At 42.2% G+C, this 21,161-nt stretch carries 11 protein-coding genes; 3 read left to right on the plus strand and 8 right to left on the minus strand.

Going from position 1 to position 21,161, the window contains the following annotated elements; genetic code table 11:
* The 5 genes from ABJD64_RS17580 to ABJD64_RS17600 form a co-directional block, all read right to left on the minus strand.
* On the minus strand, positions 1-4,068 hold a 4,068-nt coding region (locus tag ABJD64_RS17580; protein ID WP_348180951.1), incomplete at its 3' end, for a cadherin-like domain-containing protein.
* Positions 4,069-4,192: 124 nt separating this feature from the next.
* Positions 4,193-8,290: a tetratricopeptide repeat protein gene (locus ABJD64_RS17585; RefSeq protein WP_348180950.1), complete on the minus strand. Its 4,098-nt coding sequence runs from the start codon at positions 8,288-8,290 to the stop codon at positions 4,193-4,195.
* On the minus strand, positions 8,239-9,333 hold the full coding sequence (locus tag ABJD64_RS17590) for a TIGR03032 family protein (protein WP_348180949.1): 1,095 nt from the start codon (positions 9,331-9,333) through the stop codon (positions 8,239-8,241). Before ABJD64_RS17590 ends, ABJD64_RS17585 begins: the two co-directional genes overlap by 52 nt.
* Before the next feature lie 78 nt (positions 9,334-9,411).
* A complete protein-coding gene (locus tag ABJD64_RS17595) occupies positions 9,412-9,804 on the minus strand; it encodes a TerB family tellurite resistance protein (RefSeq protein ID WP_348180948.1) in 393 nt (130 codons plus the stop codon).
* A gap of 33 nt (positions 9,805-9,837) precedes the next feature.
* On the minus strand, positions 9,838-12,597 hold the full coding sequence (locus ABJD64_RS17600; protein ID WP_348180947.1) for an AsmA-like C-terminal region-containing protein: 2,760 nt from the start codon (positions 12,595-12,597) through the stop codon (positions 9,838-9,840).
* A gap of 134 nt (positions 12,598-12,731) precedes the next feature.
* On the opposite strand from ABJD64_RS17600, the gene ABJD64_RS17605 reads away from it, so the two are divergent.
* Positions 12,732-14,162 (plus strand): pyridoxal-dependent decarboxylase, encoded by a 1,431-nt coding sequence (locus ABJD64_RS17605; protein WP_348180946.1) that lies wholly within the window; start codon positions 12,732-12,734, stop codon positions 14,160-14,162.
* A 104-nt stretch (positions 14,163-14,266) separates the two neighbouring features.
* On the opposite strand, the gene ABJD64_RS17610 is transcribed toward ABJD64_RS17605, so the two are convergent.
* The gene (locus ABJD64_RS17610; protein ID WP_348180945.1) at positions 14,267-14,734 is read right to left on the minus strand and encodes a hypothetical protein; all 468 of its coding nucleotides are present in this window, start codon (positions 14,732-14,734) and stop codon (positions 14,267-14,269) included.
* Between the two features lie 251 nt (positions 14,735-14,985).
* Entirely contained in the window at positions 14,986-15,408 is a 423-nt protein-coding gene (locus ABJD64_RS17615) for a hypothetical protein (RefSeq protein WP_348180944.1), read from the minus strand.
* Between the two features lie 177 nt (positions 15,409-15,585).
* On the opposite strand from ABJD64_RS17615, the gene carB reads away from it, so the two are divergent.
* Both carB and ABJD64_RS17625 read left to right on the plus strand, forming a co-directional pair.
* Positions 15,586-18,399 carry a carbamoyl-phosphate synthase large subunit gene (gene carB, locus ABJD64_RS17620; RefSeq protein WP_348180943.1) on the plus strand — a complete coding sequence of 938 codons (2,814 nt, stop codon included), beginning with the start codon at positions 15,586-15,588 and terminating at the stop codon, positions 18,397-18,399.
* 12 nt (positions 18,400-18,411) lie between these two features.
* Complete coding sequence (locus tag ABJD64_RS17625) at positions 18,412-18,672, plus strand: DUF4834 family protein (protein WP_348180942.1); 261 nt, start codon at positions 18,412-18,414, stop codon at positions 18,670-18,672.
* A gap of 89 nt (positions 18,673-18,761) precedes the next feature.
* On the opposite strand, the gene ABJD64_RS17630 is transcribed toward ABJD64_RS17625, so the two are convergent.
* The gene (locus tag ABJD64_RS17630) at positions 18,762-20,990 is read right to left on the minus strand and encodes a PHB depolymerase family esterase (RefSeq protein ID WP_348180941.1); all 2,229 of its coding nucleotides are present in this window, start codon (positions 20,988-20,990) and stop codon (positions 18,762-18,764) included.
* Positions 20,991-21,161: the final 171 nt, after the last annotated feature.

The raw sequence follows: 21,161 nt of genomic DNA on the forward strand, positions 1-21,161 counted from the left end.
GTTGGCCGTGAGGTCTGGCTCGTCATTGACAGGATTTACTGTTATGGAAAAGGTGTAATTGTTTGTTTCAAAATCTGCGTTAGCCACTGAGAAAGTAAAGAGATCCGAAGTTGTTTCACTGCCATCGTGCTCATAACTGAGAAAGAACATGTCGTCTTCATCCAGTTCTTGAAACAGGGCCACATTGTTCCCATCCAATTTGAGCGTGCCTTGTGATGGTAGCTGGTTGACAGTAAGGATCGCTGAATTGTTGTTGTCCGAAGGATTGCTAAAAGATAATTCCGCCGAGGTAATATTAGACTCGCTTCCTTCGTCTGCGGTTAGTCCCTGATTGTCTATCAGTGGCTTATGGGATACAAACTGCCTTGCCACAATGGCCTCATCACTACCATCTGCATAGCTACTTTGCCAAACCACTGTGTAATGCCCACTTGGACTGGATGCGATTGAATTATTTACTGAATTACTAGCATTTATCTCGTTGATCTGAATTGGAGGATCATAAGCTTCAAAATCACTATTGATTCGGCTTAGATAAACATTAAATTCTGCCTCATCGGGATTGTCGGTATAGCTAATAATGAAATCTCCGTCATCGACCGCTGCAATTGATGGGTCTGTCTCACCGTTCAAAACATCTATTGTAACAGGGCCTGCATCGAATTCTCCTCCCGAAACATATTTTCTAACCTTCAATTCGTAAATGCTAGTGCCCAAATCAAATTCTGACCATGCTAAAACAAAGTCTCCATCTTCATTGCTCGTAACTGAAGGCCGATGACTGTCGACATAAGAGCTCTCGCCAAATGCAAGGTTATCAGCCAATGTTTGTAACGAACTATTCAGCACAAAGAAACCATTGGTTACTCCATCGTAATCATAGATGTAGGGTATGGCCATATCTCCGTCGTTGTTGATAGCGATGGAAGGCTGCATGGATTCATAAGATTCTGTGATTCCGGCCAATACCTGATTGCCTCCTGCATCTGGAATTCCATCTGCTGAAACCAATTGACCTAAGATTGAATTTTCGGTGTACGTACTGCGGTCTGACCATATCACTTGAAAATCGCCATCAGGATTGACTGCAACATCGGGATACCGTTGACTAGAAGTGGTCACGTCATTAAGGATAAAATCATCTTTGATTTCATTACCTGCCCAATCAAAGACACTTCCTAAGATATCATAGCTTTCTCCACCAGTAGAGCCATATGCACTCCACACTACCATAAAATCACCGTCATCTGTCAATGCTACAGATGGATTCTCTGCTGTTTGGCCTGTTTCATTATTAATGATCATTTCGGCTCCTTGGCGGATACCTTTGTTGTTGTACCGCTGTGCTTTTATTTCATATTCAGCAAAGGAGGCTGCATAAGAATCCAACCAAACCACAACAAAATCCCCGTCAGCATTCTGTGCTATATCCGGATTGGTTTGGTCTTTAGTGGTTTTGCTATTTACGATGAACTCTATACCTGAATCAATATTTCCCTTGAGTGGTTTGGCGATGGTTTTAGAGAAAATGTTGTACCCGCCGGAATTATTGCCATAAAGTACAATTGCATTTGAATCATCATCTAGCGCAATTGTCGGACCACTATGTTGATCGCTGGTCGCATTATTTTGGATTTGATCCCAGCCATAGATTTCTTCATCGTCGGAATCAAAAACTGTAAATGCCACACCTTTACTTCCATCGTAGCTGTCCCAAGAAATGGCAAAATCTCCGTTGGAATTAGATGCTATATGAGGATTGTGGAGTGTGTAAGCACTTTCTGTGATTACTTTTTCTTCAAAAACCGAGGTCCCACCGCCATTGTACTTACTGGCCAAGATCCTATTGCTAGAGTTGAAGTACTCGGAAAAAGCTACTGTAAAATCGCCATTCGTCCGGTCCATGGCAATAGACTGCTTACGTACTTGTGTATTGTAATTTGAGGAGATTCTTACATCGTTTGCGTCTAACGCCGATGCATTGCTATCATAACGTCGAATAAATGTCTGCTCTTCTCCCCCGGATACTGGCGCTCCCCAGGTTACGACAAAACTACGATCGTCATTCATCGCAACGTCAGGATAACGACGATCGCCAGCCACTGTACTAGCGTCTACCCGAAATTCATTCGACAAGAATTCATCAGGACCGGTGATCACTCTTGCATATATATTTTGTGGACCATAGCTCTGCCAGACTACGACTGCATCGCCATCATCATTGATATCGACAGAAGGTTCTGACGGCCCTCCATACACGGGTTCTGTCTGGTCAATTTCGAATTCTACTCCGTTTTTGTTTCCATCGGCATCAAACATCTGTGCAAGAAGATCAAATCCCATTTGGCCACCTGAATCGTAACTTCTCCAAACCACAATAAAGTCACCATCGCTATCCATGGCCACATCGGGCTGTTGTTGATTGCCATCAGTGGTAGTATTGACCTGAAACTCCGATCCATTCTTTGTTCCATCTGAGTTATAGCGTTGAGCGATTATTCCCCTCGCGCTTTCATAAGACGTAAACCAGTCTCCTTCCCAAACCACTACATAGTTGCCGCTGGCATCCACATCAATTGATGGGCTAAACTGGTTGCTCGTGCTATAACTGTTTACCTGATTTTCTTCCTTTAGGCAATAGGGCTCGTTTTCTTTTCCTTTGTATTGTTGGAAGTAGACTCCTGTGTCTTCGTCATCACCACTTTCAAGCCCCATCGCGGCGGCATCATCAGTCCAGGCCACCATAAAATCACCGCGATCGTTCATTGCAATCGCAGGCTCTTCTGAATAAGATGAAGTATACATCTCATTATGATCATGAAATTGGAAACTTTCTATGACATCACCGAATCTATTGTACCTAGAACCTAATATGCTGTTGTCATACGAGTCGAAATAGCTGGAGTAAGCTACCACGAAGCCTCCATCTTTGTCTGCCGCAACAACCGGATTACTTACGTAAGCGCGATTTCCTACACTTATTTCAGAGGTGCTTGAAGTGCCTGCCGAATCAAACATCCTGGCCCTAACATATTCGGTCGTACCGGGATTAGCGGCGTTTTCCCAGGCCACTACAAAGCTTCCGTCGCCGTTGAGATCGACGTCTGGAGTGTAAAGCTGATTTTCATTTTCCTGGACAATTTCTACGATACCGCCGACTGGAGTATCCTTGTTATATTTTTGGGCGCGTATTAAATCTACGATGGGGTCAGGCTCTTCCTGATCTTTCCAAACGACTATGAAATTGCCCTCATTGTCCATATCCACTGAAGGTGTGTCCTGATCATAGTTGGTATTGTCGGTCACGTCCAGAACACCACTGGACACATTTTCGGCAGTGTAGTAGCGGGCTTTAATCCCTGAATCTTCGCCATTATTTTGATCCCAGCTTATAACGAAATTTCCGTTGTCATCTAGAGCTACGTCAGGGTCATGAACAGTTTCTGCACCTGGTGTTGCTGTATACGGACCATCTGAAGTAAGTACTCCGTCCTCAACCTCATATCTCATGTACTTGATGGCAAAGGCACTTTCTTGCCAGGCCACAACAAATTCATCTTCGTTGTTGATAGCAATAGCCGGGTCCGAATTATTGCCAGTTCCGGCGGGAATATTAAAGTTGAGACTCTCATCTACGTCACCGCCATACCCCTTACCTCTTAGATCTCCGTCATCTCCTTCCCACACGATTGCAAATTTACCCTCGTTATTAAAGGCTATAGCGGGGTCTTGCTGAAAACCGGTAGTAAGATCGTTGGCTTGCGTCCTGTCGATACTGAGTATTTTTGGAACCCCTGGGACACCCTGCGCCTGAGCTTCGTTGCCATCTAGTGCAATGGCCATAGTGAAGGCAAGAGATCCACCGGCTGCTGCAAGTTTTAATCTGCCCGCAAGTTGTTCTATCTTCTGCTTGAGTTTGTTAAGCTGAGAGATGAGTTTGTGTCTTCTTCGAGCAGTTAACTCTTGAAAGGTGTTCTTTGCTATCCTTTTTTCAAAGCGAGTTTGAAGTTTCCTGAATTTCCGAATAGCTCTCCGGTACTCCAGATAGAGGTAGTTTTGGTAGTCCATATGCTTCAAGGTTGAGTAAAACTGCGTTTCTCAATATTCTTTCCTCTTTCCCTATAGCAATGACGACCGAAGCCGACCAATAAATATACAAATTTTAGTATGCATAATCCAACTATATCTAATTTTAATACAATTGGTCAAATTGAGACAAAAGAAATGCTTCGATTTCTTCGATAATTCCTACTTGCTCAAACAACATGTGACTATGTTGTGCATAGTGTTTGAAAAACTCATCTTTAGCTTCGGAGGATTTAGCCAATTTAAGCGCGAGTTCAACATACTGGGCCTCACTATTCGGAATGTAATCTTCTAATCCCAGAATGCGATAAATGGCCTCAGAATATTTCCCTCTTTGGAATTGGCCGGGAAGGGTTATGACAGGAACTCCCATTTGTAAGGTTTCATAAGTAGTATTTGCACCACTATAGTGAGGAGGATCTAAACAAACATCTGCTACTTTGATTAGCCGCAAATAGTCTTGATGCTCTAACTTTCTTATGACTTTGATTCTGTCCATTTGCTGACCCAGGGTTCGTTGAAATCGCTCAAGTAGCTGGTTTACAAGCGCCTCTTTTTTGGGTGTGGTGAAACAAATTAAAGCCTTCGAATCTGCTTCCAAAATCCCCTTGATCAGGACGTCAAAATCGGGGTGAATTTTATTCATGCTTTGCACACACAAATAGACTCTTGATTGCTCTGGCAAATCAAAGTCCGACCTCGATTTGGGTTGACCGGATTCACCAGTGCGGTAGTAATAAGTAGGAAGGTTTTCAAAAAGAACCACCTCTTCAGTGTAGTGATCCAGATGGTTCTCATTTTCTAACCACTTGCTAGACCAGTAGTATTGCACTCGTGGATTTCCTGAGGTAAAAGCACTACCCCAGCTGGAAATCTGAATTCTGGCTAATTGAAAATAGGGCAAGAAGTAGTTGAGCCCGTCGGAGCCTATTTCCCAATAGTATAAAAAATCCAAATTCAGGATTGATATCTCATGTATGGCTGACTGCAAGTTTCTTGAAAAGGAGACAAACGACACATCGTCTCTATCAACAAAGGTCTTTAAGTTTTGAATTGATTCGGGACCATTGGCCAACACTAATATATCGAGCTTTTCGGCGGACAAATTTTTAAGAAACCCTCCGGCATCTTTCATAAAAACACCTTCATGAGACTGGGTCACCAAAAAACCAAATTTAGGTTTGGTGTTCTTAGGTCCTAATACAACAGGCTCAATTCGTTTGGCATAAAACTCTCCCCAAAGTGCTTTGATTTCCTTTACATTTTTTCCCTGATAGGTAAAACTAAAGGAGGGAAATGCATATGAGTGATCTAACTTCTCAACCGATAAATGCAAAGGGACGAGCTGATCGAATCGAAGTAAAGCTTCTTTCACGACAGTTCTATAATTATCAATTTGTTCGTTGCTATGTGCCACATTGGGACAGAGCGTTTCAATATGCAGTTTGAACAAATCATTTTCGGGCAAGCGAGAAATGATTTCCCTATATACTTTCATCGCCTTTGTTGCTTCTCCGCGATTTTCGTAGGCCATACCCAAATTGACAAATGCCGATTGTTGCTTGGGGTCTATTTCTCCGGATCTTTTTAGAAGAGGAATGGCTTCCTCAAACTGACGATTCTCTAAAAGCAATCCCCCAAAATTATTGAGTATTTCGGCGTCGTCGGGAGATAATTCAAGTGCCTTTTTGTATGCGATAAAGGCATCTTCATTTTTACCAATGTCTGACAAGAGCTCTGCAAATCGTTTTAGTATTACCGGACTGGTAGTGTCTAATTGTCGGGCTCGATTGAGTGCATCAAAGGCAGGTTTGAGTTGATGAAGCTCTCTGTGAATGAGTCCTTTTTCTAACCACACCAAAGCTGAATCAGGTTGTTGCTTAAGAAATGAATCTACGATCGCCAGGGACTCGTTGAACCTGTCGCTTTCATTGTGCTGTCGAACACTCGCCAGTACAGACTCTTGTGTTTCCAAAAGGTCTGATTTAAGCCCATTTATTACGGTGCTTAGAAAATTTTCCAGCTCAATTACCGCTTCCTTATCTTCAAAAAAATTGTGCTTTTGCTCAGCAATTTTTTTGCATACCTCTGCATTGAACTCTCTATCCAATGCTAAACGAACTGCTAAATCAACATATTCTTCTTTTGATACGGCAATCAAATCTTCGACTCCCATTTGCCTATAGGCCGCGGCTGTGTAACGCCCACGATGGAAGTCAACCGGCATGGTCACCACTGGTTTATTCAGAGCGAATGAGTCTCCGTTGGTATTGGCCCCGCCATTGTAGTAGAGGGTGTCAATAACCAGGTCTGCCAAATTCAAAATATTGAAATACCCTTCCTTTTCCTGTCGATCCAAAATCATCACTCGATCGGCGTGATTGCGGCAGTTAGATTTGATACGCTTTTCGAGGGAGGTAGTCACTACTGCATGCTTATCTCCTAAAAACACCACGACTGCTTTTGGGTCTTTTTCCAAAATTGCCCTGATCATTCCATCCATATCCGGATGTACTTTTTTAACGTTCTGGACGCATAAATACAAGTGACTACTTTCTTCTATTCCAAAATCTGTTCTAGTCCTGTCCAGCGTTGGAATTTCCGGAGGATAATAATAGGCGGGAAGCTTATCAAATAACACCAATTTCTCAGTATAGTCGTTTTGACTCGATTGCTGATCCAGACCCACACTAGAAATAAAATAATCCATGGTAGGAATTCCCGAAGTAATCGGCCAGCCCCAGCTGGTACATTGAATTCGAGCTGGTTTAAAATAGGGGATGAAATAGTTATAAGCGTCTGTACCTACTTCCCAATAATGTAATAGGTCAAAGTTTAGCGAAAGCAAAAGCTGTACGCTCTGGCCAAGAGACTTGGGTAAGTTCACGAATTTAATTACTGGATTCTCCATTCCTCGCCTAACTATTTTTTCTCCATTAGGAAAACTGCAGACTACAGTAATATCGAATTTGTCTGTAGATAGATTATTCAATATGCCTCGCATGCATTTTACAAATACACCCTCATGCCCGCCGGTTACTACGAATCCGATGCGAGGTTTAGCACTTGTTTTTGGCTGAAGTTTGACTTTCGGTATACCGTTGAAGAGTTGACCATATTTTTTTTTGATCTCCAAATCATTTTGACCATGATAAATCAGTCCTGCTGGCGGATAGATGTCGAGTTTGGTGAGTTGATCCGTATCAATATTAATTTTTTTTGTTTTAATCGTCCTAAGCTCTCTTTTCACCGTCTCGCGAAAATCATCTATCTCACTTTTTGAATGGTATACTATGGGCTCTAATAGATTTGCTTTCCATTGGATGAGTGGATCATTTTCATTGAGACGGGCTAATCTTTCCCAATACATTTTGGACTGTTCTGTTTGGCCAACCTTCTCGCAGATCAACGCGAGATTTCTTATCCCATCTAAGTAGTTAGCATCTATTTCCAATGATAGTTTGTAATACTCAATGGCCTCATCATATTCTTCCCATTCCTGATGAGCAATTGCCAAATTGTTGAGTGCCTTGGTTGCCTTGGGGTTTAGTTCTACAGCTGTCTTTAGGTATTTTTTTGCAGACTTAAAGTTCCCTGTTTCCAGCATTAAAGTCCCCAGCTGAAAGAATGCGGGATAATATCTTGGTTGCTCTACTATCAATTCATTGAACAATTGGCTTGACTCTTCGTATTGTCCTGTCTTCTTCAATATTACCGCCAGTTTTTGTTTGGCTTCATAAAAGCCGGGCTCAACGATCATGACTTTTCGGAGCAAGTCGACGGCTCTTTCGTTTTCGTTAAGTCTCTGAAGTGTCTCGGCGAAATTGTTATTATATACAGGATTGTCAGCACTTAAATTGATTGCTTTTTCGAACCATGAAACGGCTTCTTCATATTGTCCTTTCTGAGCATAAATAAGTGCCAGCCTATGGTAAGGTTCAGGTTGCCCGCTAATATCTCTGACCAGTTGTTTGTAGAGGGCAATGGCCTTTGTAAGCTCGCCAGACTGATGCGCAGTGGTGGCGTCTTGAAACAATTGATCATAATACGCCTTAGCTGAAATCACAATTCCGTTGTATTTGTCTGTTTTACAATAACTATTTTTTGCGAAAATGCCCAATCTGTTTTGTGGAGCAATCCGCTTAACTGGTTCTAATTTGCTCCGGCCATACCGGTTTCGTCCTTCTCTCGTGGAAAAGCCCAAAAACCTTGGTTGGGTAATGAGAGCCCCGCTCGATGATCGTCAGTATTTACTCCAAGTATTCCAGGTCTTTGCATCCCAGCGATAATCTTAATGTCATAAATTTCTTCGAGGCTCGTCTCATACTTGATATGTCCTACAATATTTCCCGTATTTGCGTCAACTACTACTACCCCGGGGAAAACCGACTCTTGCGCTATGGGTAGATCTTTAAAGGTGGCACTTGATTTTCTCATTTTGGAAAGTCCAATGAACAGCAAATTGCCATAACGCGACATGCCTCGGACAAATCCTGGAATTTTCGTCATCACTTCATACTGCCCGGATTGCTGATCTACAGAAATGAGTTCGCCCGTGGCTGATAACAAAACGAATAACTTGTTGCCTTCTAGCCTAGGGGAATGAGGCATGGCGAGTCCACTGGTGAGAATCTCTCCACTTGGCACATGAACTAGCACGCCTCCCTTGGTTTTGTTTTCTCTCCAGCCAAATTCTTTGTTGGTCGTACCCAGTGCTGTTACATATTCCGGGCGACCTTCTTTCATGGCCATACCATTCAGGTGACAACGATCTTCAGGTACCAAATCAGAGACAAACTTAGGTTTCCATTTGGGTTCGAAGCTATAATTATCATTAATAAGTGATAGGCAAGAGAATCTGGTGTTGACCGCCCAAAGACCTTCATTGCCCCATGCCATATCATGTATGTCTACCTCTCCGGTAAAATAGAGAGATCTTGGCATGAATAAACCGTCGTACGTATTGGGCATTTTTGGATAGCCCTTGGCTAGCGCTGAAGTGCTTTTTAAGACTACGACTTCCTCTCTGGTCGCCACCGCCATTTTGCCCTGATGATAGGCCATCCCCATGGCCTTCTGAAAGTCGCGTGGAAGTTGAATCAAGCCGTTTTCACTACTCGCACTAATAAATATTACCTTTCCTGCCTGGTATGTGGTTATCACCAGGGTCAGTTGATTCTTCCACAAGATTTCTGGAATGTTGGGCGTATAGGTACTATGAAACGGGGGTTTTTCAGATGGATTCATTGAGCATTGGAGTTTGCTTCTTCCCAATTTATACCAAAAAATGATAAATGTCGAATTGCCCTGAAGTTACGAGATATGCTATTTCAGAAACTGCTGAACTTTGCGTTTGAGTTGAAGTTTTTCAGACCTGATCACTACATTTTTATGAACCAATGGATACATTTCCATCACTGCTCCCAAACCATATCCTAGTTTTTGGGCTATGGACTGACAGAAAAGGACTTCTTCGTTGTAAATCTCATCATCAATTTTCATCAATTGGATAATGGTATAAAGAAATTCAAATTTGTCGTCCTCATCCAGAGATTTCAAATCGCCTAACTGACCTGGATTATCCACAATCTGCTGAACTTCGTCTTGGCTCATGCCATGTGCTTCGCCGATTCTAAGAATCAACTTTAGCTCACGCTCGTCTATATCTCCGTCACTATTTGCCAGTTGAGCCAACGCCTTGAGTTGTTCCTTTACCATATTCAGAAACTAATTGATAGTATAGTAATTTAACTATTTTTTGAATAGGCTGTTCACTGCCTTCTTCGCCTTTTCTTCAGCCTCCTTTTTTGCTTTCTCCTCTGCTATCTTTTTCTGCTTCTCCAGCTCCGCTTTGGCCTTGGCTTCAGCCTCTGCTTTTTTCTTGGCCAATTCTTGTTTCTGCTTCTCCAGTTCAGCCTTCGCCTTCTCTTCAGCTATTCTTTTCTGATTATCCAATTCTTCTTGCGCTCGTTGTTTTTGTTTTGCTAATTCAGCTCTTGCTTTTTCTTCGGCCATCTTTTTCTGTTTTTCAAGTTCGGCTCTGGCCGCTGCAGCTGCTGCATCTTTAGCTGTCTGGCCTCCTTCGCCTGCACCGGATGACTTGCCAAGACCAACTTTAGGATCGTCGTAAGTGCCACCAACATTGATCGTTACGGGTATCGCATCGCCAACAATTGATTTACCACCTGTGTACTGAGCCAGCACACTGTTCACAGCATCACCGGCAGCTCCTGTAGGAACCTGGGTGCTGATGTTGTAGTCGATGCTTCCATCGAAACCATTAGAGCCCGCGATGATAGCTTCCTGACCCTGATAGTCCACAGGAAATGGATCAACATAAATCCTTCCGTTTTTTATTTCGAAAGTGACTTCAGTATTGCTTATGTCAATGGTATCCTTTTTTGATTTGGTAAGCAGCGCTATTGCTTTCATGATTTTTTCTCCCTGAATAGACGCCTCCTCCAACTTTGCCAATCCCTTACCATTCATGTCATCATAATTGGGCATCATGCCAGCGTCCAATGAGCCCGCCAATGTAAAATCAGCGGAGAATTTTCCACTCATACTTTTTGCCATTGGCACCATCTTTTCCATCGTATTGAAGGTTTCAGCTGATTTGGATATGGATAAATGCGCGATAGAAAATCCAAAATCATATAGCGGATGGTCAGGTACCGAATTATACCCTCCATTCATCACAAAGTCTCCATCCAGCATGTGAAAATCAACGTTGTTGAGTCTCGCCGTTCCACTCTTAATTGTAATCAAACCATCCAGGTCATCAATTTCCATACTATCGTACAAAATTTTGTGGATTTTAGAACGAAGCATAAAGTCAATATTGGTTGGGAGACGAACTACTTCGAGTGTAGTAGTATCTGCCGTTGTTTCCTCCGAAGCAGAGACTGCTACGCTATCTTCTTCTGTCATCCATTCGTTCAGATCAAATTGATTGGAATTGAAATCCAGATTGCCTTTGAGCACCTGGTCTTCGCTCAGCGCAAAACCAATGAAGTTGGATAATGAGCCGTTCATTTGCATATCGCTTTTACCCAAAGTGGCATCAAAACTTTTTAATGCCACTTCCTTTGGCGTAAATGTGAGTTGTGTTTCCTTAATCCCAAAACCCTGTGGCAAATCAGCGCTTTCAAAGTAGAAGTCAGTCATGCTCAAACTGCCTTCAGCAGGAATATCTTCATACCTTTCTTCATCCACCAGTAGCATGTTCCCCGAGGTCTTAAGTTTGGCGTTGACTTTTCCCCTTAAATCCATACCTTCCACAGGCACTATTTTGAGAAGCTTTTCTATATCTAGGTTGCCATCGAATCCAAAGTCCCAGGTGTAATTATTCAAATTCTCAAAATGAAGATTGGCAGACATTTGTTCTCCATCCAGCAAAAGGGAAAAGAGTGGCATGTCAAAAGTCATGGCATCCATATCATCTCCAGGGACATTCAAAGACGAGTTCATGTTGATTTCTTCGATCGGGATTGGGTATTCGTCATATTTAATGCTTCCGCTGGCTATATCCAGTTTGGCCGTTACAGTGGGTAATGAATTTTCATTGTAAACGCCTTTTGCGTTTCCACTAAAACTAATATCACCTTCAACATCCAGACCCTCCAGGCCTTCCTGATAAATGCCAGGGATTAGCGATAAAATGCTGGCTATGGAAATGTCTTTACCGGCATAGGAAATATCCATGTCAATATCTTCACCGGGCATCGCTACATAGCCATCTATACCAATTCCAAAATTGTTGAGCTTAATATAGTTTTCCTTAAACGTGTACTTATCGTTGGGCAAATCCATGTTCAATGTGATATTCATATCCAGGGTTTTATTACTGAGGTAACTTACCCCCTCAAAGCTCGTTGTCAGCCCACTTACTTTCGTTTTGGTATTCAAGTCAAAAATATCCTGAGTAAAATCGCCCGTACCCGTATGATAGAGGCCACCGATTTTGGCATATACATTCATTGATTTGTCATCATACACCAGATTTCCATTCACAATTTCCCATTTTTTGATGCTAACGCTAAATGCCGTAGGCTCAGATTCCTGATTTGATTCCTCTACTTCTTCTACAGGTTCTTCTGTCTCGTCGCTAGGAACGGCTATGTCATAATTAGCCTTGCCATCTTTTAGCACGATCACATTGATATTCGGCTCGTCTAGAATGATGGCATTGATAGCAATCTGTTCACCATTAATTACAGACATGACATCTATTATAAATTCGAAAGATCCTACATTCAGCAACGTGTCTCCCTCAAATTCATTGATACCGGCTATGCCAAAATCATTCATGCTAAAGGTGAAGTTTGGGAAGTTGGGTATTAAGGAGAGACTGAAACCATCCGGATCATAATATACCTTAGCATTAACATTTTCGGCAATGGCCTCATCAATGACCTGTTTGATGTCATCTTTGAAGATTATGGGCAGAACGATGATGATGGCAAGAAAAATAACAAGTATAATTCCGAATATTTTGGCTAGCTTTTTCATTGGGGAAATCTTAAAAGTATCTTGTAATGCGAAAAATATTGATTCTGATAAAGTACAATCTAAGTTATAGATTTATTGAGCTGTAATCTATCTAAGTGATCATATTTTCGTTAAGTGTTTCAAAATTGCATGACATGAACCTAGACTTTACACCTGAGGAATTTGAGTCCTTGTTAAATCAAACCACTAAAATTGTAATGAGTTGGCAAGATCATTTGACTACTCGAAAGGTTTATAACAACCCAACACCTGAATCAATACGCCAATTATTCGACGAACCTCTACCAAAGGCTTCATCGAAGGTGTCAGGCTTGCTACATCAAATAGATCAGGAAGTCGTACAAAATTCTAATCTGAATACCAGCCCTAACTATTACGGCTACATTACAGGTGGTGGAAATCAAGCGGCCATTTTGGCGGAGGTGCTAAAGAACGCACTCAACCAAAACAACCTGAAGTGGCATAATGCACCCGCCAATTCTGAAATTGAGAAGATCGTGATCAAATGGATTTGTCAGTTTATAGGATATCCTGAAGATGCCGGTGGTGTGTTAGTTAGTGGGGGGTCTGTTGCGAACTTCCTCAACCTGGCGGTGATGAGGAAAGTCAAATGTCCGATTGATGTTGCCAATGAAGGCATGCGAGAGGCGCCAATCATGACAGTCTATGCTTCCGAGCATGGACACAGCAGTATTGACAAAGGCATGGATATGTTGGGCATGGGGAAAAAACACTTGAGGAAAATTGGCGTAAATGAGAGTTTTCAAGTGAGCATTTCAAACATGGAGTCTCAGATTCAGGAAGACCTTGATAAGGGTTTCTTGCCCATTGGTATAGTAGGGATTGCAGGTACTACGAATTCGGGCGCCGTGGACGACCTGAGTGCCTTAGCAGATTTGGCCGAGAAGTATGATTTGTGGTATGTAGTGGATTCTGCCTATGGAGGACCGGCAGCCTCGACGGACCTGGCAGGCGATTTATTCAAAGGAATAGAGCGTGCTGATTCGATATTGATCAATCCGCACAAGTGGTTTTATGTTCCTTTCGAAGTGGCTTGTGTCATCGTCAAAAATAAGGAGCATCTACGCAATACTTTTTCATTGGTACCTGATTACCTGACTGCAGGATCTGCCGATAAGGAAGACCTAATGGACCTCAATTTGCAACTGACCAAAGACTTCAAAGCACTGAAGGTGTGGATGACAATTAAAACCTTTGGGGCCGATAAGCTCAAAGCCGCCATCACAAATGACATTGAAAATGCCAGGTACGCAGCCCAACTGATTGAGGAAAGTAAGGACTTTGAATTACTCGCTCCTGTTCCGTTATCTATTGTCTGCTTTCGACATATCGGAAACGGTACACATACCGAAGACCAACTTGACAAACTGAATACTAAACTGCTGGATGCCATTGAGGCAGACGGTCGCATTTTCTTTGCCGGCACAAAAATTAATGGCAAAGTTTCCCTAAGAATCAGTCTGACCAATCACAGAAGAACCAATAAGGATATCGATTATTTGTTTGAGGTGATGAGGGAATTGGCTTTGGAATGTTCGCCATAGTGAAAAAGAAGTATCGCAGTTTAAATTCTACTACTTCGTCTCGATATGAATAATTTATATTCCTATTTGTTATGTTTATTGGAACTTAATCGGGAGAGCTCTGATTATTTATTTCGTTCTTTCCTTACTTTTTCAAGTTCTTGTACATCTCGTTGATCTTGCAGCCTGGCAGATGCTTTTTTATTTTGTATCAAATCCTGATATCCGATGAAATTTATTTTTAGCTGATCGTACCTGGCCCTATCCCTGTTTGGATAAGCATCGGAAAATTTACCTATTCCGTCAATGGCGGTTATAACGTCAATTCTTAGAGGCTCGACACCGAACTGCACGATCTTATCTGGATGCAAAAAGTCTTTCTTTGAAATACCTAAAGAACCAAAACCAAATTGCTCTAATACCTTCATCATCTTTTGACTATTGGCTTCAGTTGGATTTATCCATACATCAAAATCGCCTGTATATCTTGGAAAGCCGTGATGTGCAACAGAGTATCCTCCTACAATGAGGTATTCAACTTCATTCGCGTTCAATAACTCTACAAACTCTCTGAAGTCTTTGTCTAATTCCATGTTTGATCAGGTACTGGTTTCTTAATTCTTCTAAAGCACTGATTCTTTGATAAGAAGATTGTTTTGCCCAATGTTCATGATCAACCCCTGATTCATTTCGGTCAACTATTTTTACGACCTTCTCCATAATTCAAATATACTAAAAAGTATGCTTAAGTGACTTTAGTTTATTTGATCCATCAATTGGATTTCTCGAGCTCGTCGTGGTCCCCAATAATCCACTAACGGTGCTTTGACTAAACGTATATTGACTATTTGGTCAAAAACAAAAACACGTCCTCCACCAATTGTAACTTCACTTTACTCTCGGTCAGTTCTTTAATGGTATAAGGAATTCCATATTTGTCACCATCATTGGTGAGATTGAGTACCGTATCTGACTTTACTTCCCAGTTGAGCGTGTGAATCAAGGTATCGGTTCCGAAGATGCATCCCTTATAGCCATACGCGTTGATTGTGATTTTACCACCTTCCTTTATATTCATCACACCATTCATGGTGTAATTGATACTGTCTTGAATCGGTGTATTTTTATCAGGATAGGTTACCCACTGGACGTTCCAGTCTCCAACAAGAGTTTTTGACATTTCGCTGGTTCTGTCTTTCGCAGAATCGCAGGAATTCATTGTCATAATAAGTATGCTTACCAACAAGGTTAGTTGTATCTTTTTCATAGCTTTTTTCAATTCTGGGCTAAAAATAGTACGATATTTTCTTAATCAGCAAGAAGATGAACATTGAGTGTGTAATAAAAATCTAAGACAATGAGTTTAAACCTTTTTATTACGCACAATTGCTTCTAACTTTGCGCAATTTTAGAGTACCCTTATTAACTAAAAAAACACTCCGCAATGCCAAAGGATAATAGCATTAAATCAGTACTTATCATCGGAAGCGGCCCTATCGTAATCGGTCAGGCCTGTGAATTCGATTACGCCGGATCACAAGCAGCAAGATCACTTAGGGAAGAAGGAATAGAGGTGACATTGATCAACTCGAATCCGGCTACCATTATGACTGATGAAGTAACAGCGGACAACATTTACCTCAAACCCCTTACAAAAAAATCAATCCGGGAAATTCTCGAAAAGCACGACATTGATGCGGTGCTACCTACTATGGGTGGTCAGACCGCATTGAACCTGGCCATGGACTGTGACAAAGCAGGCATATGGGAAAAACACAACATTCGTGTGATCGGTTCTAATTTCGACGCCATCGAGACGACCGAAGATCGCGAGAAATTCAGACTCCTGATGGAGGAATTGGGCGTTGGTGTTTGTAAAGGGCGAACGGCGACTTCTTTCCTTGAGGGAAAAGAAATTGCACAAGAAATTGGGTTTCCGCTCATTATCAGATCGTCATATACACTGGGCGGTGCTGGCGGTGGATTTGTAGAAACCCCAGAAGATTTTGAGAAGGCCTTAAATGACGGTTTGCATGCTTCCCCCATTCATGAAGTGCTTATAGAGCAAAGCATCATGGGCTGGAAGGAGTATGAGCTCGAAATCATGCGTGACAGCATCGGCAACTTCATCGTTATTTGTTCGATAGAGAACTTCGATCCAATGGGTGTACATACCGGAGACTCTATCACGGTAGCTCCTGCCATGACATTGCCAGATACGGTTTATCAAAACATGCGAAACCTGGCTATCAAAATGATTGCTGGTATCGGTGAGTTTGCCGGTGGGTGCAATGTCCAATTTTCAGTACATCCGGAAACTGATGAAATCATTGGTATTGAAATCAACCCTAGAGTATCGAGATCCTCGGCCTTGGCCTCGAAAGCCACTGGTTATCCTATTGCGAAAATTGCTGCGAAATTGGCCATTGGGTACAACCTGGATGAGCTCAACAATCAAATCACAAAAACGACTTCTGCATTCTTCGAGCCTACCATCGATTACGTAATCGTAAAAGTACCTCGTTGGAATTTTGACAAATTCAAAGGCGCTGACCGTCACCTGGGATTGCAAATGAAATCTGTAGGCGAAGCCATGGGTATCGGAAGAAACTTTCAGGAGGCTTTGCAAAAAGCATGTCAGTCTCTTGAGATCAAACGAAACGGTCTGGGTGCCGACGGGAGAGAGCTCAAGAGTCATGACGAACTGCTTGATAGCTTGAAAAATCCAAGCTGGAACAGACTCTTCCATGTGTATGATTCATTCAAATTGGGAATTCCTTTCAAGACCATTCACAACCTGACTAGGATCGACCCCTGGTTTCTGAATCAGATCGAAGAGCTGATCGCACTCGAGAACAAAATAGAAGTCTATAAGCTAGATACCCTTCCGAAAAACTTGCTTTTGGAAGCTAAAAAGAAAGGCTATGCGGATAGGCAAATCGCACATTTGATTGATTGCCTGGAAAGTGAAGTTTTTGCGAAAAGACAGGAATTTGATATCAAACGAACCTACAAGCTAGTCGACACCTGTGCGGCAGAGTTCGATGCCAAGACACCATACTACTACTCGACGTTTGAAGATGAGAATGAATCAACTCCTTCTAATAACAAGAAAATAGTAGTATTAGGGTCTGGTCCAAACCGAATCGGTCAGGGCATCGAGTTTGATTATTCTTGTGTTCATGGAGTACTCGCGGCCAAGGAATGTGGCTACGAGACCATCATGATCAATTGTAATCCTGAAACGGTGTCTACCGACTTTGACATTGCCGACAAGCTGTACTTCGAGCCGGTATTCTGGGAACACATTTATGAAATTATCCTTTTGGAAAAACCGGAAGGTGTGATAGTACAATTAGGTGGACAAACTGCGTTGAAATTGGCTGAAAAGCTTGAGCGCTATGGTATTAAAATTATTGGTACGAGTTACAAAGCTTTGGATCTAGCGGAGGACAGAGGGTCATTCTCAACACTCCTGAAAGAACAAAACATCCCTTATCCAAAATTTGGCGTAATCGAAACTGCCGATGAAGCCTTGGAGCTTTCAAAAGATTTAGGTTTCCCTCTCCTGGTAAGACCATCCTATGTGCTTGGTGGTCAGGGCATGAAAATCGTGATCAACGAAGAAGAATTGGAGTCTCATGTGGTAGAACTGTTTAGACAGATTCCGGGCAACCGTGTAATGCTGGACCACTTCCTGGATGGTGCTATGGAGGCCGAAGCTGATGCAATTTGTGATGGTGAAAATATTTACATTATTGGTATCATGCAGCATATCGAACCGGCAGGTATTCACTCCGGCGATTCATTTGCAGTTTTACCTCCTTTCAATTTAGGTGATTTGGTGATTAGAAAAATTGAAGACTACACTAAAAAGATTGCTTTAGCACTTGAGACCGTAGGTTTAATCAACATTCAGTTTGCTGTGAAAAATGACGAAGTCTACATCATTGAGGCTAATCCAAGAGCGTCGCGTACCGTACCTTTCATTTGTAAAGCATACGACGAACCTTACGTCAACTATGCCACAAAGGTGATGCTGGGAGAAAAGAAGGTGACAGACTTCAAATTCAATCCTAAGAAAAATGGCTACGCAATAAAAGAGCCGGTATTCTCTTTTCATAAGTTTCCAAATGTGAACAAGGAGCTAGGGCCAGAGATGAAATCTACCGGTGAATCTATCTATTTCATTGATGATCTAATGGACGATTATTTCATGGAATTGTATGCCGAACGAAACCTATATCTCAGTCGATAAGTAAAAGAAACTATGTTTAAGTTTTTACTCCTTCTATTTTTGTTCATTTATATCATCTCCAAGCTCGGTGGTTTTATTCTGCGCACTTTGTTTTCTGGCTTTTCCAGCCAGACACGTCAGCAGACATATCACTCACAAGGCCAGCAGACGCAACAACGTCAGCCAAAAGATGGTAACGTGATTATTGATTACAATCCAAAAGAAAAGAGCCAGTCGAAAGACGGTGGCACTTTCAAAGGTGGGGACTATGTGAATTACGAGGAACTGGAGTAAGCCCAAGAATAGTTAAGATTGATAAAAAAAGGACCAATTAAATAATTGGTCCTTTTTGTTTGGGTGGATTAAAAAGTGAAGAAGGCTTCTTACCGAATGACTATTTGTTTCTGTACCAAAACATCCTTTGCTCTAAATCTCATAATATATAGTCCGGCCTTTATCCTTTCAGTGCTGATGATAGCTTGTGGCCCTTTCACTACCTGCCTCAATAGAATTTGTCCTGTAGCCGATATCAATTCTAACCTTCCGGAGTTAACCTCAGATGCTAGTTGAAGCGTAAAACTCCCTGAGCTTGGATTTGGATAAACACTCATTTCTTTGGAAGGTGAGAAGTTATCAGTAATGAAATCCATATGTCTGGAAGAGGAGGAGGAGGTGCTAATTGATATTGTAAATGCGGCATCAAAAACGCCATAAGGGATTGTATTGTACCAATAATTTCCTCCATTGTAGGTATTGGTATACGCATACCGAATCGATGAATTGGTAATAATAAATGTGTAGACCTGGCCATCAATGACATCGAAAGGTGTGTCGAGCGTAATGGTCTGCCATCCACTTCCCGTACTAATGCCGGTCTGCTCATACACAGGCGTTCCCGAGGATGAATTTCCCTGAAATACTTTAAGCACAGAGCCTGATATTGCAAAGACCAGTTTGACATCTATTGCTAATACTTGACCATCAGAAGTAGCGGTGAAAGATTGCCCCATAGCGTTACTGTTCGAGTAACTGAGTATGCCATTTCCAGAAGTACTGCCCAGGGTCACGATCGTAGCCTCACCATCGGTGGTCACACCGGTAGAGTTGCTATAAGCAGACGGCCCTTCGTTGTTTGAGGCTTTAACTCTGTAATAATAAGTAGAAGAATGGTTCAGTCCTGTATCAGAATAATTTATGGTATTTGCTGATAAATTGGCAATGACTACATAGTTGGTTTCATTATCCAGGGAACGTTCCAGTATAAATGAATCTTCATTGTTCGAGTTGTCTAGCCAATTGATTTGTACAGAGGATGAACCCGTAGATGTGGCATTCAAACCTGTAGGCGGGGCAGGCGGGGTCCCCGAACCACCAGATTGGGTGGTTGCACTCACTTCCTGGCTAGTAGCGGTATTTGAGTTTGCGTCTCCAACTGTTATTCGATAGTAGTAAGTAGTCGACGCAGCTAAAGACACATCGCTGTAACTCGTTGAATTAACCGCTAAAGTTGCCACTGTTGTGAAAGCCCCCCCTGATGACAATGATCGCTCCACGTAGTAGGCATTTTCTGTGGATTCATTGTCTGTCCAGGTAAGGTCTATTTGCGAAGAGGAAGAAGTCGTGGCCGTCAAGTTGGTGGGTGCATTGAGACTCGGTGTGCTGGACCCTGTAATACCGAAGAAGTCTGCTGCCCAGTAGGAAGAGAAGAAGTCGACGTCATTGGTGTAAGAACCGTCATTTCCGCCCTGAGTAGGGCCAGTTCCGGGATCGATGGCAATGGTATGCCCCATGCCATTAACGGAATAATTCACGACTTGCGCCACGCCGTTCCCGTCATGAAATTCACTTTTGGTAACTGAAGAATTGCCCATAAAGGAATTATCCGTTGCATCAGCGGTCTGATCAATGCCATGAAAGTTAGTCCATTGTTCCATGATCTCGTTTTGGTTCATGAAGTAAACCGTGTAGTCTGAAGAACCATGAAAGGTGACAACTTTAGGCCATGGACCTGTATGGTTTGATGCGCCACGTACACTGTTACCTAATTGAGCGGGAGACTGATTTACGTTTCCGAACATGGCCATGAATGCACTAGTGCTTGAGGTCGCCACTTTGTACGGTAAGCCTGACATGATCGCGCCTCCACTGAATATATCTGGATAAGTGGCCAACATCACAGTAGCCATCGCTCCACCGCCAGAAAACCCGGTGACGAAAACCTTGCTGTTATCAACAGAATAGCTGTTTTTCATGTAGTCGGTCATGTTCTTTAAGGAGGCGGCTTCTCCAAAACCCCGACTAATGTCCCCGGTCTCAAACCAATTGAAGCATTCTGATGAATTGTTGGCATTTTTTTGCTGGGCATGAATCACATAGAATTTGTATGTGTCTGCCAGCGTATTCCAATCGCTTTCATTGGAATAAGAACTGGCTGATTGCAAACATCCGTGCATCACTAAGACAAGAGGGGCATTACTAGGCATATTGCCTGGTATATGAATGTACATGGACAAATTCCCGGGATTAGAACCGAAGCTGGGAATACTGGTGAGCTGGGCATGAGTACTGCTCATGATCAGGTAAAAAAGTAATAAGTTTAGTAGTTTTTTCATAAGGCTGTTTTTTAGATCATACCCTGAATTTGAAATTTTTTTGACCCTGTTTGCACTAGAGCTTACAAAAAGAATGGGTTGACTTACAAGCTATCCGCTTAACTAAAATTGGTGTGAAATATCTATTACCGTAATATTGCTATATAAATAGGGCATGACTTTTTCAAGCTG

It is taken from the genome of Reichenbachiella sp., from assembly GCF_039944555.1.
Lineage (GTDB): Bacteria > Bacteroidota > Bacteroidia > Cytophagales > Cyclobacteriaceae > Reichenbachiella.

What these genes read in the sequence shown, in the direction of transcription:
- ABJD64_RS17605 (WP_348180946.1), top strand. Translation starts at nt 12,732, where the DNA reads ATGAACCTAGACTTTACACCTGAGGAATTTGAGTCCTTGTTAAATCAA.
- ABJD64_RS17600 (WP_348180947.1), bottom strand. Translation starts at nt 12,597, where the DNA reads ATGAAAAAGCTAGCCAAAATATTCGGAATTATACTTGTTATTTTTCTT.
- ABJD64_RS17630 (WP_348180941.1), bottom strand. Translation starts at nt 20,990, where the DNA reads ATGAAAAAACTACTAAACTTATTACTTTTTTACCTGATCATGAGCAGT.
- carB (WP_348180943.1), top strand. Translation starts at nt 15,586, where the DNA reads ATGCCAAAGGATAATAGCATTAAATCAGTACTTATCATCGGAAGCGGC.
- ABJD64_RS17610 (WP_348180945.1), bottom strand. Translation starts at nt 14,734, where the DNA reads ATGGAATTAGACAAAGACTTCAGAGAGTTTGTAGAGTTATTGAACGCG.
- ABJD64_RS17625 (WP_348180942.1), top strand. Translation starts at nt 18,412, where the DNA reads ATGTTTAAGTTTTTACTCCTTCTATTTTTGTTCATTTATATCATCTCC.
- ABJD64_RS17615 (WP_348180944.1), bottom strand. Translation starts at nt 15,408, where the DNA reads ATGAAAAAGATACAACTAACCTTGTTGGTAAGCATACTTATTATGACA.
- ABJD64_RS17595 (WP_348180948.1), bottom strand. Translation starts at nt 9,804, where the DNA reads ATGGTAAAGGAACAACTCAAGGCGTTGGCTCAACTGGCAAATAGTGAC.
- ABJD64_RS17590 (WP_348180949.1), bottom strand. Translation starts at nt 9,333, where the DNA reads ATGAATCCATCTGAAAAACCCCCGTTTCATAGTACCTATACGCCCAAC.